Raw genomic sequence first — 15959 nt, 5'->3', positions numbered from 1 at the left:
ACAGGAACGATTCGCTAATGGATCAACACAACCCTATCGACTATCGCCTATTGGTAGACAACTTAACTACTGCGATTTTATTAATCGACAGTAACTTGAATATTTTTTATTTAAATTCTGCCTGCGAAGCACTATTTGATATTAGTTTGCTTCGTGCTTCAGGACAGCCTGTTTTAAACCTACTTCATGCCCCCGATGATACTTTTAATACGCATGAAGCTTTATTAAACACCATAAAAACTGGACAACATTATACGCGTCGAGAAGCTGTCATTAATGTTAACTTTAAAGACCTTCATGTGGATTACACTGTTTCTCAATTAAATGCAGGTAAAAGCTACCACCCATTATTGTTGATCGAGCTCAATCCAATCGACCGCATGTTAAAGATTTCAAAAGAAGAAAATCTAGTTCAACAACATCAAGTCGCTAGACAACTCGTGCGTGGCGTTGCACACGAAATTAAAAACCCACTTGCAGGTATTCGGGGAGCAACCCAATTACTCGCTCGTAGTTTAAATGATGAGACTTATGCTGAATTCACCGATGTCATCATTAATGAAGTAGATCGTTTAACTAATTTGGCTGACACCATGTTAGGTTCCAGACAACTACCAAGCTATGAAAATGTTAACGTACACGAGCCCCTAGAACGAGTACGCTCTCTTATTGCAAACCAGACAAAGAAGAAAATTAAAATTATACGTGACTATGATTTGTCTTTACCCGATGTTAATGCTGATCGCGATCAGTTAATACAGGTCATGCTCAACATTAGTGTAAATGCAATTCAAGCCATAACAGAGAACAAAACATTCTTTATCGATCAGGAACCAGAGCTAATTCTACGCACCCGTATTCAACGACTGGTCACAATTAATGGTGTGCTGAATCGATCTACCGTGCGGGTCGATATTGAGGACAATGGACCAGGTATACCTGAGAGTATCTTAGAGTCCGTATTTTACCCATTGGTTACTGGACGAGCAAAAGGTACTGGGCTTGGCCTGAGTATTGCACAGAATATTATGCATCAACATAACGGAATGATTGAATGCCAATCTGTTCCTGGAAAAACTATTTTTAGCTTATATTTACCTTGGGAGTCAGACCGTGTCGCGAAATAAAATATGGGTTATTGATGATGATCGCGCCATGCGATGGGTATTGGAAAAGACCTTTAAAGAAGAAGGTTTTGACGTTACCAATTTTGAAGAAGCTCAAACTGCGCTTGAACGTTTGCATCATGATGCTCCCGATGTCATCTTAACTGACATTCGAATGCCTGGAATTGATGGTTTAACTTTCTTATCTAAAGTCAAAAACTCTCATCCCGATTTACCTGTCATTATTATGACTGCACACTCTGATTTAGAGTCTGCTGTTTCAAGCTATCAAACAGGCGCATTTGAGTATTTACCAAAACCTTTTGATATTGATGAAGCTTTAGCCTTGGTCAATCGTGCAATCCTGCATATCAACAAGCTACAACAACAAGAAGCCACAAAAACAGCTTCGCCTCTTCAATCAACAGAAATTATTGGTGAATCTCCAGCAATGCAGGAGGTTTTCCGTGCTATTGGTCGTTTATCTCAGTCTCATATTACCGTTTTAATTAATGGTGAATCTGGCACAGGTAAAGAATTAGTCGCGCATGCCTTACACAAGCATTCACCACGCCGCGCTAAGCCTTTTATTGCTTTAAATATGGCTGCAATTCCAAAAGACTTGATTGAAACCGAGTTATTTGGTCATGAAAAAGGCGCATTTACAGGTGCAACTACCCAACATCAGGGCCGCTTTGAACAAGCAAATGGTGGAACCCTATTCCTTGATGAAATTGGCGATATGCCATTTGAAACACAGACTCGACTACTTCGCGTGCTTGCCGACGGTGAATTTTATCGTGTAGGTGGACATATTCCAGTTAAAGTTGATGTTCGAATCGTTGCGGCAACGCATCAGGATTTAGAAAAACTGGTGAATGAAGGCCGCTTCCGTGAAGACTTATATCACCGCTTAAATGTAATTCGTATTCACATTCCTAAACTTGCTCATCGTAGTGAAGATATACCAATGCTGGCTCAGCATTTTCTTGCACGTGCAGGTAAAGAACTTGGGGTAAGTCCAAAGATCTTACGTACCGAGACAACAGACTATATGCAACAGTTACCATGGCCCGGCAACGTTCGACAACTTGAGAACACGTGTCGCTGGTTAACTGTTATGATCACTGGACGTGAAGTTTATCCAGAAGATTTACCTTCTGAACTTAAACAAGTTCCATTGCAAAAGAATAGTGATTCTGGACAACCAGCCCCTTCATTTGAACGTATTTCTTTACACCATTGGGATGAATTACTAAATCAATGGGCAATTCAAAAGCTTAAAAATGGTGAAATGAAGATTTTAGATATCGCTACACCAATGTTTGAACGCACCTTAATTAATGCAGCTTTACAACAAACGCGTGGCCGAAAACGTCATGCAGCAGAATTACTGGGTTGGGGTCGCAATACTTTAACTCGCAAGTTAAAAGAACTTGGAATGGAATCTGCTGACGATGATGAAGAAGATGAACACAAGGTTATTCAAACCGAAGCTTAAAAAGCTTATTCCTTAAATTAAAAGCGGCTAAGACATTCCTAGCCGCTTTATTTTTATTAAACTTAAAAATGAACATCAGGTTACATCATAAAATCTTTTCAAAACTCACTCTAAACTTATATTTTCTATTCATTTATTTTTTAAATTAGACAATTACTGTTCAGCAGATGATCTAAAAAAATAGTGATGACCATCCTTAAAGATAGTTTTGCTATACTAAACGAGCAAAGTTAACCGTTGTTATGAAATTTTATGCATGATTCAGTCCTTGAGTCACATCATTCAGTATGTGAAAAACCCCAAACACGCAGAGGTATAGAACGTCGCTTAGCTCTATTGCTAAGTGCGACCGAGCTGTTTCTGGATAAAGGATATGATGCCGTTTCTCTTGATGACATTGTTAATCATGCTGGTGGTTCAAAAGCGTCTATCTATAAATATTTCGGCAATAAAGACGGCTTATTTACCGCAATTTGCGATTATCGCCGTGAAATGTTCTTTAAAGATATTTCCATGCCCTTCCAACCATCCCAAATATCGTTAAGAAACTATCTAATCCAAACACTCATTCGCTTTTATAATCATATTATTCAACCCGAACATATCGCTTTTTTACGTTTGATTATTGAACAAACACAATGCAATGCAACTTTGAGCAAATATCTATACGAAAAATGCGCTCAAAATATACAAAACACAATTGCTCAGGCACTGCTAATTTCCCATCAGGCTGAAGAAATTCTTTGCACATCTCCAGATCATTCTTCGTTAATGTATTTTGGAATTTTACGTGATATAGAATGGCGTGTAATTATGGGGATGCCTTTACCAACTGATGAGAAAGAAGTAATTGATTATATTAACTATTGTGTTGATATTTTCTTAAGAGGCCATCATAAAGTCTAATTCTTTTGCATTTTAAAATGCTTATAGTATAGTAGACTTCTTTTTTTCCACATCCACCCAGCCAACAACAGATAATTGTTGTATTTCATAACAATTATTATGGAGTAGCTACATGGCTCTAAGACATTTCCTGACTTTACGTGATCTATCCACTCTAGAACTTAATCGCATTTTAGAACGCGCAAGCGAACTTAAAAAAATGCAGCATGACAATAAGGTATATCAACCTTTTGTTGGTAAAGTATTGGGAATGATTTTTGAGAAATCAAGCACGCGTACACGTATCTCTTTTGAAGCAGGCATTAACCAATTTGGTGGTAGCGCGATTTTCTTATCGCCTCGCGACACACAATTAGGCCGTGGCGAACCAATTGAAGACTCAGCACGTGTAATCTCAAGTATGCTTGATATTGTGATGATTCGTACTTTCGGTCATGACATTGTTGAACGTTTTGCATCGTATTCAAAAGTTCCTGTTATTAACGGTTTGACAGATGACCATCATCCTTGCCAGTTACTTGCAGATTTACAGACTTATATTGAACACCGCGGTAGCATTAAAGGTAAAACTGTTGCTTGGATTGGTGATGGCAACAACATGTGTAACTCATATATTGAAGCTGCACACATGATGGGCTTTAAACTCAAAATTGCATCGCCGAAAGGATATGAGCCTAAACCTGAATTTTTAGCAGAGTTTGGTCATTGTGTCGAAGTTTTTGACAATGCCGAAGATGCTGCTGTAAATGCGGATCTCATTGTGACAGATGTATGGGCAAGCATGGGACAAGAAGAAGAACAGAAGCTTCGTGAAAAAGCCTTTGCTCCTTTTCAAGTCAATGAAAAATTAATGGGACTTGCTCATCCTGAATGCTTATTCATGCACTGTTTACCTGCGCATCGCGGCGAAGAAATTTCTGAAACCATGCTGGACCATAAAAATGCTGTGGTCTGGGATGAAGCGGAAAACCGTTTACATGCACAAAAAGCTTTGATGGAATTCTTATTAAATGAACATCTAAAATAAGCTTAATTTCTTTCTAAAAAACAGCACTTTTATCGTGCTGTTTTTTTATTTTTTTAAATGACTTCTTTTGTTTACTATAATTTTTTTAGTATTCTTGTTTAGGCTGATGAATATATAAGCTAGCTGTATTTTATCTCTCAGATATAATCGTGTATAACATTCAACACAATAAGCCAAACTTACTCTTGCCGAGTACGATCATGACCACTCTTGAACAATCATTAGCTCAAATCCCTACTTTTTCCGTTATTCATGAGCACTTATTTAGTTCGGCTCAACCCTCAATCGAACAACTAAAACTGATTAAAGAATATGGGTGTAGTATAGTCATTAACCTCGCTGTAAGTAATGCACCAAACCATATTGAAAATGAAGATCGTATTTGTTTAGACCTCGGTTTAAATTATATCCATATTCCAATTGACTGGGAGACTCCATCTGCCGAGCAATGTTTATTGGTACTCGATCTTATTGATCATTTAGTTCAGAATGAAATCGTCTGGATTCACTGCACTAAAAACGATAGTACTAGTTGTCTCATGTATGTCTATAGACAGTTTTATATGAATATGGACATGCCTACTTCTCAAGATTTACTCCACGAGATTTGGGAACCCAATGAAACTTGGACAGGGCTTATTCATAGTATTACCTTACAGCTACAAGGCCGTAAGGCAACTCTTGAGCTTCAGCAGTCTTTACAACAAGCCGATCACTTGGTGTGATGAGAAACTAGAACAGTTGCTGTAGCTAAAATCCCTTCTTGACGACCGGTAAACCCAAGTTTTTCGGTTGTCGTTGCTTTAATACTGATTTGATTAATATCTACATTTAAAACATCAGCGATGCTTTGTCGCATTTCTAAATTATGCTTAGCTAATTTGGGACGCTCGCAAGCCACCGTAATATCAGCATTATTTAACTGATAACCACGGTCTAAAATTAATTGGTAAACATGCTTTAACAATACTCGGCTGTCCGCACCCTTAAATTCTGGGTCCGTGTCAGGAAAATGTTGTCCAATATCTCCGAGTGCCAAAGTACCCAACAATGCATCACATAGGGCATGGAGCACCACATCACCATCAGAGTGTGCTTTCAAGCCATGTGTATGGGGAATTTGAATACCAGCCAAGGTAACGAAGTCCCCCGCTTCAAAAGCATGCACATCCATTCCTTGTCCAATGCGAATTTGAGCAACCATATAACTATTACCTTCCATAAAAACTTAAGAAATCTTGTATTCAGCCTTTCTGTTTCGCTATAGTACACCTAGCAACGTAGACTGAAAGTATAAGCGATCATGCTGTCTAATACTGATATGAATCAATTGAAAAGATTAAGTTTTGCCGTGACATTGAGTTGTTTATGTTCATCTCTTGTCTTTGCAGAATCAACAGACTGCTCTAATTCTGGAGCTGAGCTTAAAATCTGCTCAAAAACATTTAGTGAATCGAGAAAGGAACTCAATAATAAATATCTTTCTGCATATTTAGTTACTGATGCCCCCTTACAGCTTTTACAGGATACACAAAAGTTATGGTCTAAACATACTCAGCAATGCAAGAGTAATACATGTATTCAACAACAGTTTGATTTACGTACTGACGACCTAAATTTTTATGCATCACTTAAGCAAACGCTTACCCAACATTATCTTAAGTTTGAAAATGGACATCTAGCAGCACAGCCTGTTCACATTCAAGTCCATCAGCTCGCAAAGGATAAAATTAAGATTGAAGGAATAGCATACCGCAATCCAAATAACCGCAAAGAAACTCAAACGATTTCTTTAATGGCCTATAGTTCGCCTGAACAAAAAAGTGAAATTTTAGATAATGAACACAACTGTAAATATCAGTTTAATTTTCAAAAAGCTTTACTTAATGTGAAGACCCAACAAAAGGGCTGTGAGCGTTTTAGCGGAATCTACCGATTATATGATTAGTACGTTAAATAAAAGCCAGTGTTTGAACACTGGCTTTTTTACTTTCTAGGCCGGATATTTGTGAGCAATATCCTGACCAACTAAAACAGCAGTTGCCGCTGACAAAGTCCACCCTAAGTGCCCATGTCCTGTATTATAGAAAATACGAGGCTGTTTAGACTGCTTCACCACAGGCAGCATATTAGGCATCATAGGTCTTAAACCGGCCCAAGGCACCACGTGCTCCGTTGAAATATCAAAGTTACGGTTTACCCAATTTACTAAAGGTTGAATACGATCAGCCCGTATATCGCGGTTGTAACCATTAAATTCCGCAGTCCCCGCCACGCGTAACCGATCCTTACCTAAACGAGAAGTCACAATTTTAGCACTCTCATCTAGCAAGCTGACCCATGGTGCATTCTTTACACTTTGCTCATCTTTTAGTTGCACGGTAATTGAATAACCTTTTACTGGGTAAACATTTACTCGCTCTCCAATCATATCGGCAAGTTGATAACTTCCTACACCACCGCAAACTACCAGCACATCACCTTCAATCTGAATGCTATCGGATTCAACAAGATAAGGATGCTCTGCACTTGGCTGACAACTTACGATCACTTTGTCTGGATGACACTTAATATCTGTGACTTCCAGACCAAATTTATACTCAACACCGTACTGTTTAGTCTTTTCAGCCAAAGAGGTTGAATATTTATGAATATCCCCCGTTGCATCACTTGGCGTGTAATAACCACCAAAATACTCACCAGTTAATGATGGCTCTATGGTTTTCATCTCATCAGGTGAAACCGAATAGCGCTCCAATTTGCCTTTATTCAAGACATCATTAACTTGTTTAGCGATCTCGTAGTCAGCCTTACTATGATACATATGAAGAATGCCACGTTTTTCCAAATCAAACTGAAGCTGCTCTTTTTCTGCAACTTCAAACAAGCGCTTACGAGCCAGTAATGCCAATCGGACTGTCTCAATCGTATTCGCTTCATAGTGTTTAATATGGGATAAAAACTCAACGAGCCAGCTATACTTATGCAAACTAAATGAAGGGTTCAGTAATAGCGGTGCATCTTTTTGTCTCATCCATTTAAAGCCCTTAACTACAGTGGCTTTTTGGTTCCATACTTCGGCATTACAAGCCGATAATTGCCCTCCATTGGCAAATGATGTTTCCATTGCAGGATATAGATGTCGATCAATCACTGTGACTTGATAACCCAGTTGTGATAATTCATAGGCAGAGGTAACCCCTGTGATTCCCGCACCTATCACAATAACATGTGGCATAACAGACTCCTCAGAAATGCAAAACATTTCATCAGTACAGCCCATCTGTCATTTGTACCTGAGAGTTTCGACCCCAACGTTACCTTTTAACGTTTAGATCTTCCCCTTCGGTGAGTTTATAATTTATAAGTTATTATTTTCAATTCTTATAAATCTAAGCTTCTCTCCAGATTTTTTAATTATTACAGTCCTTCTGCCTGAGAGTTTCCGGGCTTGTTGCTCCTTCGGCGGGTTCTTTCGAACCTCTCTCCCGCAATAATTTTGTATTTATATAAGCAATGTATCTGCCACTTTAAAAAAAACGCATTCTTTTCTTGTAAACTTTTGTACCAGCAATTATAAAGTTATAAGTCATTAATTTAATTATAAAAATAAAAAAGGTGAATTTTTATAAATTCACCTTTTGTGTTTAATTAGAATTTTCCATTGAGCACTGGGTCTAAAACTATGCCCTTCCATTGCTCACGCAAGGTTGGTAAATAAAATTTCTCGCCAATAGTGACCAATTCCGCATCAATCAATGCGTGAACTTCATGCATAAAAATATAATCAAGTGCGACCAAAGAAAGTTCATGATTTTTTTGTGCTGTTTTCTTACGTTTCGCTTGAGCTTGTTTCACTAACTCATTCGCAAAGTTTTTATCTTTATAAGCCGTAATTGCATTTAAACGGAGTTCAATAACACCCCATCCAGCCAATAGCTTTTTAAAGACATCAAAATCTTCTGAAGTTGATTCCCATGTTACATTTTCTAAATCATTATCATCAGGTAAAACTGGCAATAACAGGTCACCTGTACTTGGGAAAATCTTTTTAAGATTTAACAGAAACTTAACAGGCTGATCACCGGGATAATCATTAAATTGCACATGTTGTTGGGTATCTGTTAAATAAATAGAGAGCATTCAAAAATCCTTAGCTAAGCTTCTGTTTTCAATTACTTTATCTTCAATTTTGCAAAATAAATGCAAAACAAAAACAATATAAAAACAGGACAAGGTGGGCATTTTAACAATTATGACAGCTTATTCAACGCTAATTCGCCATTAATTAGTGAAACTTATACCCTCTTGATAAAAAGCCCTCCGAAAAGAGCTCTTTGTTGATACAAGTTCAATTCTTGCTACCGCTAAAAACCGAGCACCCACTAGTCATCAAAAGATTTTCTTATGTTTTAGTGATACAGCTAATAAGACTTTTTGAATAAAGTTGCCGGTTCATTTCTAAATTAAATTTGAGAAATGAACTCTTCTGTCGTTTTTAACTTAGCAAAAGCATTACTTAAAACTTGGTTATGATGGTCAATTATTTGCTGAGCATTTAATGCTACTGAATCAGTTGTTGTATGTGCATCTGAAATTAATATCAATTTATATCCGTACTCTGAAGCAGCCCTAACAGTAGTATCAATACAATACTCAGTCTTCATCCCAGTAATGATGATTTCATCAACATCAAGTTTCTCTAATACTTCTTTTAAAGCAGTATTTTTAAAGCTACTCGGGTACATTTTTTCAATGACTGTATCTGCATTTGGATTAAGGGATAACTCTTTAATCAACTGAGTGTTCGGTCCATTTGGATCTAATAGCGTGTCTTTCTCACCGACATGCCGAATAAAGATAATTGATCTCTCATTCAAGCGGCAATATTCAATAAGGCTAAGAATATTTGAAAGTACAAGTTGAGCATTATGCGGCTTAGACTGGCTGTTAAATAGGCCATTTTGCATATCAATGACCAGTAAAGCCGATTTTGAATTACTATTGAGTTTTTCCATCATTTCTCTCTGTAAAAACCAATAATGAACAGAGAAAAATTAACCCAGCCATTATTGGCTGGGTTTGGTTATCTTATTAAGTCACTTTAATAAAAAATCACACGCAGCCTTCTTTAAAGGTCGTGGTGGTGATCGTGATTTTATTTAATAAACAGTTCATTTGTTTTAACTGCCCAAAATTAAAGCGTAAACAACCATACCATAGCTTTTTCATAAAAAACAAAGCTTTTTAAGTTTAATTGTAGGAAGCATTTTTTACGCACACCTAGTTCTTAAAGAAATAATTCATCATAAAAAGCTAATTTATTTAACTGAAAGTAAGTATTCATATGCTGTTTTTTCATTACTCTCTAATTTAATCACCGCATCAGTTTCATCATTCAAAGTAAGGTTAAATACCTTCTCACCATCATAAGAAATTTGATGGCCCATACGAAATTCTGAATCAATTGACTCAAGAATAATAAAATTTCCTTCGTTATTCGAAGCGATATAGTAAGTATTGTTCCGATGAACATATCTAATTGTGTACATCAATATTTAAATTCCATCTAAAAAATTATGTTTTTTCTTAAATAAAAAAAAACTAACGTCCTCTTCTCAATCAGAAATAAATCTAGTGAAAAAGTTATTCAAAACTAACTTGGGGAAGATACGCATACTGTCATCTTCCAATTTATTAGCATCTAAATCCTATCAATGAGGAGCAAATTAAAAATAAAAAAAATTCAAATACTTAAAACCCATAAAAATTTTAATCCACATTTATTTTAAAAGATTTACCCTTCTTTTAATTTCTAACACTGATCATTCCGTGCTGAATTCATATACAGATATTACAGAAATACTTAATAATAAAAAACCCCGCCATTAGTCGATAGTTAGTCGGGTTTCTTGTACTGCCATACGTCTGACAGAATTAACTTTCTAATGGTTTAACTTCTATTTAAATTAATCTTTACACTTAACTTTCAACACGGCTGCTTTGGTATTTACAGGAATAAGCATTCCTGAATTATAGACAGTATGATGATTTACGATTTTGTTATTGCTATCCAACTCATCAAAACCCTTATCTTTACATATTTCTTCTGCTTTACCGATTAACTTTGCCCTCAAAGCTTCTCTTGAACCAAATGCATTACTTTGAGCATGAAGTTGATAAACCCCAGAGTTCAGCTCAGCTACCGTAGGTGGAAACATTTGTAGACAACCCGACAAGGTACAAGCTGTTATTGCTAAAACAACTATTGATTTAGTCTTTTTCATTTATTTGAACTTAAAATAAAATAACGTAGCAAAAATAAAGTCTAGATATGACATCCATATTTCAAGATATAAAAAAAGCCTACTTTTTCAAGTAGGCCTTCCCCTTATGATTTTTTGCGCTGATCATTCAGGACTTTTGTTGTACTTAGCAACTCGCGGATATTACAGAAGTAATTAAGAATAAAAAAGCCCATTAGGAGAGATTATTTACTATTTGGTGAAACCATTTTTTCAGGTTTAACCACTTCATCAAATTGTTCTGCTGTAACTAAACCAAGCTCAACAGCTACCTGTTTCAAAGTTTTATTTTCCTTGTAGGCAGTCTTTGCAACTTTTGCAGAATTTTCATAACCAATCACTGGGTTTAAAGCGGTGACTAACATGAGCGAATTATGTAAGAAGTGATCAATTTTATCCTGATTAGGTTCAATTCCCACCGCACAGTGATCATTAAAACTATTACACGCGTCGCCAAGCAACTGAATAGACTGCAATAAGTTGTAAGCAATCACTGGCATAAATACGTTTAATTCAAAGTTACCTGAAGCACCAGCCACATTAATGGTCGTATCATTTCCAAGCACTTGTGCAACAACCATGGTCATTGCTTCACTTTGTGTCGGGTTTACTTTGCCCGGCATAATGCTTGAACCAGGTTCATTTTCTGGAATACGGATTTCACCGAAACCACAGCGTGGACCACTAGCCAACCAACGAATATCATTCGCAATTTTATTTAAACTAACTGCAAGCGTTTTTAATGCACCAGAAGCAAAAACAGCTGCATCACGTCCTGCCAATGCTTCAAATTTGTTTGGAGCAGTCACAAATGGTAAGCCTGTAAGCAAAGCAAGTTGAGCAGCTACTTTCACTGCATAGTCAGGATGTGCATTTAGTCCTGTTCCTACCGCAGTACCACCCAATGGTACTTCATATAAACCTGTCAATGCCTGTTGCAAACGAACTAATCCATGCTCAAGCTGAGAGACATAGCCACTAAATTCTTGACCTAGTGTTAATGGAGTTGCGTCTTGTAAATGGGTACGACCAATTTTAACAATAGACTGAAACTCATCTGATTTTTTTTGCAAAGTCGTTTTCAGCTGTTCTACGGCAGGAATAAGCAATTCATTAATTTGCAAACTTGCTGCTACGTGAATAGCGGTTGGAAATGAATCGTTCGTTGATTGAGCACGGTTGACATGATCGTTTGGATGTACTGGTTTTTGTGCACCCAACGCTTGACCTAATTTTTGGTTCGCAATATTGGCAATCACTTCATTACAGTTCATGTTGCTTTGGGTACCAGAACCCGTCTGCCAGACCACTAAAGGAAACTGTGAATCCCACTTACCCTCAATGACTTCTTCAGCCGCACCTACAATGTATTGACTCAAATCTTGTGGTAACTGTTCAAGTTCAGCATTGGTTATTGCAGCAGCCTTTTTCACCAGCCCCATTGCCCGAATCATGGCACGGGGTAATCGTTCTTGCCCGATTTTAAAGTTCTGTAAGCTGCGTTGAGTCTGTGCTCCCCACAATGCTTCATTTGGAACTTCAATCTCACCCATAGTGTCATGTTCAATTCGTGTTTGCATAGAAACCTCAGTTGTCTGGTTAAAGAACTTACGGGCTGAAGCAAGTATTTGCTCTGGCTAGTTAATTTTTAGTATCGTACTCAAGCATTCCATTATTGTAAATAAGAATCATTATCTTATCTTCCATTTAATGTATTTTGATAAAAGCGCCATTCATCTTCAATCATTTGTTTTAACGGACGTTTAGGTGCCCAATTCAATAATGTTTTTGCTTTGGTTATATCTGCCGCAACTTGACCTAACTCAACATGTTTGTAAATTGCGGGTTGAGTCGGAATTTCAGCTTGGGTTACTTGTGAAATTTCATCTAGTAATTGACGAACAGAGTGAACTTGATCATGGGCAATATTAAATGCCTCACAGCAATGTGTTTGATCACGCAGCCAATGTAAGCTTGCAGTCACAGCTTCGCACACATCTAAAACGTGTAGAAAACTGCGTTCAGTCGTATGATCTGATGTTTCAGCTTGATCTTGTAATTCAATCAGATCACGTTGCATTGCAGCAACTTGCATGGCAAGCGGTACAATATTTTTAGGAAGCTGTGCGACATACTCTCCGAGTACCCCATGTTCAAATGCACCTACAATATTAGATAAGCGCAAGATCGCAATTTTCCACTCATGATCAATTTTATAAGTATCACGGATAATTTCTTCAATCATCTGTTGAGACTTAATATAAGGATTAGGATAGGTATAATTGAATTCGTCTGTTTCGCTTAATTGCAAACCCGATTTTCCATAAGCGGCAAGGCTAGACAGATGAATAAAGTGACGAACACCTGTGCGTTGCATGGCACGTAGTAAACTCATGATGCAACTGACATTATCATTATAATATTCAAGAGGTTTAAGATTAGATTCTTCAATTGATTTAAACCCAGCAGTATGTATAACCGCATCAATTGAATATTGCTCGAAGACCTTATTCAATGCTGGTGTATTACGTACATCAAGTTTAACAAATGGAACGTACATACCAGAAATAAACTCTAGCCGTTCCAGCGTTTGCAAGGTCGAATTAGCCAAATTATCGACAATTACCACTTCTTGACCCTGAGCCATGAGACTCAAAGCAATATGTGAACCGATAAAGCCTAAACCACCTGTCACTAAAATCATTGTATACTTACCTTTATCTTAATGCATCTACGCCCATTTAGACGTATGACCATAGTGAATTCTCAATGAGTACATTACTACTAATTACCTCTGCTCCTACTTCCATTCATGCTTGGCATGCGTTAGGACTTGCTCAGGCGCTCAAAAGTAAAAATGAAGACTTTCGTGTATTCTTTTACCAAGACGGCGTGCAGGTTGCTAATGATTTTCAATGGGTTCCTGACGACCAGCGTAATTTAACGCATGAATGGCAAAAGCTTGCGATTCGACTTCCTGTATGTGTGAGTGCTGCCCTCGCTCGTGGTATTACCGATGCAGAAAATGCCAGTCGCCATCACCTTACTCATCACAACCTTGCCAAAGACTTTCAACTCGTCGGGTTAGGTGAACTTGCTGATGCGGTACAGTCAGCATCTCGTCTTATTCAATTTTAAGTTACTTTGTTTGCTTAGATTGTTGCTTTTAAAAGGTATATTGTGTGAAATCTGTACTCGTCATTTTAAGCCAAGCCAATTTAACCAGTCTTCAAATCAATGAAAGCCTTTCCGCTACTATGGTTTTAGCAACCTTTGGCTCACCAGTCAAAGTATTATTGAAAGATGGTGCACTTAGCCTTTTACAAAATGACTTAAGCTTTAGTCAACTTCACCATGCTTTCAAAGTCGCATCAAATATGGTCGAAAGCTTTGAATTTTATGATTTAAGCCCCATTCTTATCGAAAGCAAAAATCAGCAAAATCCTTTTGTTCAGCAAACCGAACAAGAGCTCGAATTCATTCAGTTAAATAATGAGTTCATTCAGTCTTTTGACCATGTCTTATATTGGTAGATGAAGGTGTAATTTTAATGAATCCATCAACACTTTATCTTGTGCAATCTACTTATCACAATACACCGAATATTATTGATGAATTAAGTCATCTTTATCAGAAAGGTGACCAAATTATTTTTATGGGTGATTCTGTTGCACGGCTTTCAGCTCAAATGATTCAACAGTTTGCATCTGTTTCGTGCTTAAGCATAGAAAAAGACTTAATCGATAAAGATACTTTAGCTCAGATGAATGTATTGGACTATGATCAATTTGCAGATCTTGTTTTAACATTTAATCGTTGTATTTCTTTTAAATAATATATTTAGGCTGGTTTCATGAATTTAGAATTAGACCAAGATGGTCATTTGGTTGATTATACAATCTGGAATCCTGAAGTTGCACAAGAGCTTGCCAAGTCACTTGATATTGAATTGACCGAGTGGCATTTCGAAGTTTTAGCTGCTGTGCGTCAGTTTTATCAACAGTTTGGACATTCTCCAGCAACCCGTCCACTCATCAAATTTTTAATGAAAACGGTAAGCCCAGAGATTAATAATACTGTTTTACAACAACAATTTAATACTGGTTTAGTTGCCCGTCATTTGAGTCGTTTGGCAGGTGTTCCTAAACCAGCAAATTGTTTATAAAGTTAAGTAAACTTTTTAGCAGCAGCGACACATAAAATAGTTGCTGCTGTGACCACTAACATTGACCAGCTCACATGTTCATGTAATAAAGCCGCTGCAATAGCAAGCCCCATTAAAGGCTGTAAAAGTTGTAGTTGACTTATGGCAGCAATACTGCCTTGTGCAAGTCCTTTGTACCAAAAGAAAAAGCCAATGAGCATACTAAACAAAGACACATAAATAAGACCGACTAAAGCTGATGGAGACACACTTTGGAATGAAGCTGGCATATAGAAAATAGTTAAAAACAGCATAAAAGGTAATGACAAAATAAGTGCCCAACAAATGACTTGCCACCCGCCTATTTTTCTTGAAAGCACACCGCCTTCTGCATAGCCAAAACCACAGAAAATAATCGCCATCAACATATAAAAATCCCCTATTCCAAGTGATGTATCACCAGAAAGGAAGAACATATAGGCAAAAACAACCGCACTCCCCAATACTGCAAATATCCAGAAAAAATGATTCGGCTTTTCTCCGCCTCTGAGTACAGCAAATATTGCAGTTACAAGCGGTAAAAGACTAACAAAGACAATTGAATGAGCTGCATTCATGTGCTGTAGAGCAAGTGCTGTAAACAACGGAAAACCGATCACGACCCCTAAAGCAACAATGGCAAGAGGCCACCAATCTTGTTTGGCTGGTTTCTTTTGTTTTAAAACCAATATAAGAATAAGCCCTAAAATACCAGCAATTGCCGCACGTGCTGCGGTTAGAAAGCCCGGTTCGAACCCCATTACAGCTACACGTGTTGCTGGTAGTGACCCCGCAAAAATAGCCACGCCAATAAAACCATTCACCCAGCCATTCATAAACCTATTCATAATTTTCTCCGTCACTATACGAAGAATTTAAGCTGTGCTAAGGTGATAAAACCAGATACAAAGCAGTACAATTCAAAAGAACT

The 15959-nt window shown here is 37.4% G+C and carries 19 protein-coding genes and 1 riboswitch; of the genes, 10 read left to right on the top strand and 9 right to left on the bottom strand.

Annotation, left to right across the window (positions count from 1 at the left end; translation table 11 throughout):
- The first annotated feature begins 17 nt into the window (after positions 1 to 17).
- The 5 genes from glnL to FY048_RS04035 all read left to right on the top strand — a co-directional run bounded on the left by glnL (position 18) and on the right by FY048_RS04035 (position 5265).
- Positions 18 to 1127, top strand: a complete 1110-nt coding sequence (gene glnL / locus FY048_RS04055; RefSeq protein ID WP_336170202.1) for a nitrogen regulation protein NR(II) — start codon at positions 18 to 20, stop codon at positions 1125 to 1127.
- Positions 1114 to 2607 (top strand): nitrogen regulation protein NR(I), encoded by a 1494-nt coding sequence (glnG, locus tag FY048_RS04050; RefSeq protein ID WP_446090225.1) that lies wholly within the window; start codon positions 1114 to 1116, stop codon positions 2605 to 2607. Before glnL ends, glnG begins: the two co-directional genes overlap by 14 nt.
- A 252-nt stretch (positions 2608 to 2859) precedes the next feature.
- Complete coding sequence (locus tag FY048_RS04045; protein WP_446090224.1) at positions 2860 to 3513, top strand: TetR/AcrR family transcriptional regulator; 654 nt, start codon at positions 2860 to 2862, stop codon at positions 3511 to 3513.
- A gap of 112 nt (positions 3514 to 3625) precedes the next feature.
- Entirely contained in the window at positions 3626 to 4540 is a 915-nt protein-coding gene (gene argF / locus FY048_RS04040) for an ornithine carbamoyltransferase (protein WP_446090223.1), read from the top strand.
- A gap of 200 nt (positions 4541 to 4740) precedes the next feature.
- A complete protein-coding gene (locus FY048_RS04035) occupies positions 4741 to 5265 on the top strand; it encodes a protein tyrosine phosphatase family protein (protein ID WP_016137876.1) in 525 nt (174 codons plus the stop codon).
- Here the strand turns inward: FY048_RS04035 and ispF are convergent.
- Positions 5253 to 5744 carry a 2-C-methyl-D-erythritol 2,4-cyclodiphosphate synthase gene (gene ispF, locus FY048_RS04030; RefSeq protein WP_016137875.1) on the bottom strand — a complete coding sequence of 164 codons (492 nt, stop codon included), beginning with the start codon at positions 5742 to 5744 and terminating at the stop codon, positions 5253 to 5255. The two genes, FY048_RS04035 and ispF, sit on opposite strands and share 13 nt — an antisense overlap.
- A 99-nt stretch (positions 5745 to 5843) precedes the next feature.
- On the opposite strand from ispF, the gene FY048_RS04025 reads away from it, so the two are divergent.
- Positions 5844 to 6488, top strand: a complete 645-nt coding sequence (locus FY048_RS04025; RefSeq protein ID WP_446090222.1) for an A1S_1983 family putative colistin resistance protein — start codon at positions 5844 to 5846, stop codon at positions 6486 to 6488.
- A gap of 45 nt (positions 6489 to 6533) precedes the next feature.
- On the opposite strand, the gene FY048_RS04020 is transcribed toward FY048_RS04025, so the two are convergent.
- The 7 genes from FY048_RS04020 to galE form a co-directional block, all read right to left on the bottom strand.
- Positions 6534 to 7778 carry a D-amino acid dehydrogenase gene (locus FY048_RS04020; protein WP_446090221.1) on the bottom strand — a complete coding sequence of 415 codons (1245 nt, stop codon included), beginning with the start codon at positions 7776 to 7778 and terminating at the stop codon, positions 6534 to 6536.
- A 175-nt stretch (positions 7779 to 7953) separates the two neighbouring features.
- Positions 7954 to 8041, bottom strand: a riboswitch (glycine riboswitch).
- A gap of 150 nt (positions 8042 to 8191) precedes the next feature.
- Positions 8192 to 8683, bottom strand: coding sequence for a hypothetical protein (locus FY048_RS04015; protein WP_446090220.1), 492 nt, complete (start codon positions 8681 to 8683; stop codon positions 8192 to 8194).
- 323 nt (positions 8684 to 9006) lie between these two features.
- Positions 9007 to 9558 (bottom strand): cysteine hydrolase family protein, encoded by a 552-nt coding sequence (locus tag FY048_RS04010; protein WP_446090219.1) that lies wholly within the window; start codon positions 9556 to 9558, stop codon positions 9007 to 9009.
- A 303-nt stretch (positions 9559 to 9861) separates the two neighbouring features.
- Entirely contained in the window at positions 9862 to 10092 is a 231-nt protein-coding gene (locus FY048_RS04005) for a hypothetical protein (protein WP_446090218.1), read from the bottom strand.
- Positions 10093 to 10509: 417 nt separating this feature from the next.
- The gene (locus FY048_RS04000; protein WP_446090217.1) at positions 10510 to 10827 is read right to left on the bottom strand and encodes a hypothetical protein; all 318 of its coding nucleotides are present in this window, start codon (positions 10825 to 10827) and stop codon (positions 10510 to 10512) included.
- A gap of 203 nt (positions 10828 to 11030) precedes the next feature.
- On the bottom strand, positions 11031 to 12425 hold the full coding sequence (gene fumC / locus FY048_RS03995; protein WP_446090216.1) for a class II fumarate hydratase: 1395 nt from the start codon (positions 12423 to 12425) through the stop codon (positions 11031 to 11033).
- Between the two features lie 116 nt (positions 12426 to 12541).
- Positions 12542 to 13549 (bottom strand): UDP-glucose 4-epimerase GalE, encoded by a 1008-nt coding sequence (gene galE, locus FY048_RS03990; protein WP_446090215.1) that lies wholly within the window; start codon positions 13547 to 13549, stop codon positions 12542 to 12544.
- A 65-nt stretch (positions 13550 to 13614) separates the two neighbouring features.
- Here galE and tusD point away from each other — a divergent pair, with 65 nt between their 5' ends.
- From tusD to FY048_RS03970, 4 genes are read left to right on the top strand one after another with little or no spacing between them, the layout of a single operon-like run.
- On the top strand, positions 13615 to 13983 hold the full coding sequence (gene tusD / locus FY048_RS03985; RefSeq protein ID WP_004791822.1) for a sulfurtransferase complex subunit TusD: 369 nt from the start codon (positions 13615 to 13617) through the stop codon (positions 13981 to 13983).
- Positions 13984 to 14027: 44 nt separating this feature from the next.
- Positions 14028 to 14378: a hypothetical protein gene (locus FY048_RS03980; RefSeq protein ID WP_446090214.1), complete on the top strand. Its 351-nt coding sequence runs from the start codon at positions 14028 to 14030 to the stop codon at positions 14376 to 14378.
- Positions 14379 to 14395: 17 nt separating this feature from the next.
- Positions 14396 to 14680: a DsrH/TusB family sulfur metabolism protein gene (locus FY048_RS03975; RefSeq protein ID WP_446090213.1), complete on the top strand. Its 285-nt coding sequence runs from the start codon at positions 14396 to 14398 to the stop codon at positions 14678 to 14680.
- A gap of 18 nt (positions 14681 to 14698) precedes the next feature.
- Positions 14699 to 15010, top strand: a complete 312-nt coding sequence (locus tag FY048_RS03970) for a TusE/DsrC/DsvC family sulfur relay protein (protein ID WP_049836897.1) — start codon at positions 14699 to 14701, stop codon at positions 15008 to 15010.
- A gap of 2 nt (positions 15011 to 15012) precedes the next feature.
- Here FY048_RS03970 and FY048_RS03965 read toward each other — a convergent pair whose 3' ends face one another.
- The gene (locus FY048_RS03965; RefSeq protein WP_446090212.1) at positions 15013 to 15876 is read right to left on the bottom strand and encodes a DMT family transporter; all 864 of its coding nucleotides are present in this window, start codon (positions 15874 to 15876) and stop codon (positions 15013 to 15015) included.
- Positions 15877 to 15959: the final 83 nt, after the last annotated feature.

Source organism: Acinetobacter sp. 1124_18A, from assembly GCF_052824995.1.
This window is presented reverse-complemented; position numbering and strand designations above follow the sequence as displayed.

What these genes read in the sequence shown, in the direction of transcription:
- glnL (WP_336170202.1), top strand. Translation starts at nt 18, where the DNA reads ATGGATCAACACAACCCTATCGACTATCGCCTATTGGTAGACAACTTA.
- FY048_RS04045 (WP_446090224.1), top strand. Translation starts at nt 2,860, where the DNA reads ATGCATGATTCAGTCCTTGAGTCACATCATTCAGTATGTGAAAAACCC.
- argF (WP_446090223.1), top strand. Translation starts at nt 3,626, where the DNA reads ATGGCTCTAAGACATTTCCTGACTTTACGTGATCTATCCACTCTAGAA.
- FY048_RS04035 (WP_016137876.1), top strand. Translation starts at nt 4,741, where the DNA reads ATGACCACTCTTGAACAATCATTAGCTCAAATCCCTACTTTTTCCGTT.
- ispF (WP_016137875.1), bottom strand. Translation starts at nt 5,744, where the DNA reads ATGGTTGCTCAAATTCGCATTGGACAAGGAATGGATGTGCATGCTTTT.
- FY048_RS04025 (WP_446090222.1), top strand. Translation starts at nt 5,844, where the DNA reads ATGCTGTCTAATACTGATATGAATCAATTGAAAAGATTAAGTTTTGCC.
- FY048_RS04020 (WP_446090221.1), bottom strand. Translation starts at nt 7,778, where the DNA reads ATGCCACATGTTATTGTGATAGGTGCGGGAATCACAGGGGTTACCTCT.
- FY048_RS04015 (WP_446090220.1), bottom strand. Translation starts at nt 8,683, where the DNA reads ATGCTCTCTATTTATTTAACAGATACCCAACAACATGTGCAATTTAAT.
- FY048_RS04010 (WP_446090219.1), bottom strand. Translation starts at nt 9,558, where the DNA reads ATGGAAAAACTCAATAGTAATTCAAAATCGGCTTTACTGGTCATTGAT.
- FY048_RS04005 (WP_446090218.1), bottom strand. Translation starts at nt 10,092, where the DNA reads ATGTACACAATTAGATATGTTCATCGGAACAATACTTACTATATCGCT.
- FY048_RS04000 (WP_446090217.1), bottom strand. Translation starts at nt 10,827, where the DNA reads ATGAAAAAGACTAAATCAATAGTTGTTTTAGCAATAACAGCTTGTACC.
- fumC (WP_446090216.1), bottom strand. Translation starts at nt 12,425, where the DNA reads ATGCAAACACGAATTGAACATGACACTATGGGTGAGATTGAAGTTCCA.
- galE (WP_446090215.1), bottom strand. Translation starts at nt 13,549, where the DNA reads ATGATTTTAGTGACAGGTGGTTTAGGCTTTATCGGTTCACATATTGCT.
- tusD (WP_004791822.1), top strand. Translation starts at nt 13,615, where the DNA reads ATGAGTACATTACTACTAATTACCTCTGCTCCTACTTCCATTCATGCT.
- FY048_RS03975 (WP_446090213.1), top strand. Translation starts at nt 14,396, where the DNA reads ATGAATCCATCAACACTTTATCTTGTGCAATCTACTTATCACAATACA.
- FY048_RS03970 (WP_049836897.1), top strand. Translation starts at nt 14,699, where the DNA reads ATGAATTTAGAATTAGACCAAGATGGTCATTTGGTTGATTATACAATC.
- FY048_RS03965 (WP_446090212.1), bottom strand. Translation starts at nt 15,876, where the DNA reads ATGAATAGGTTTATGAATGGCTGGGTGAATGGTTTTATTGGCGTGGCT.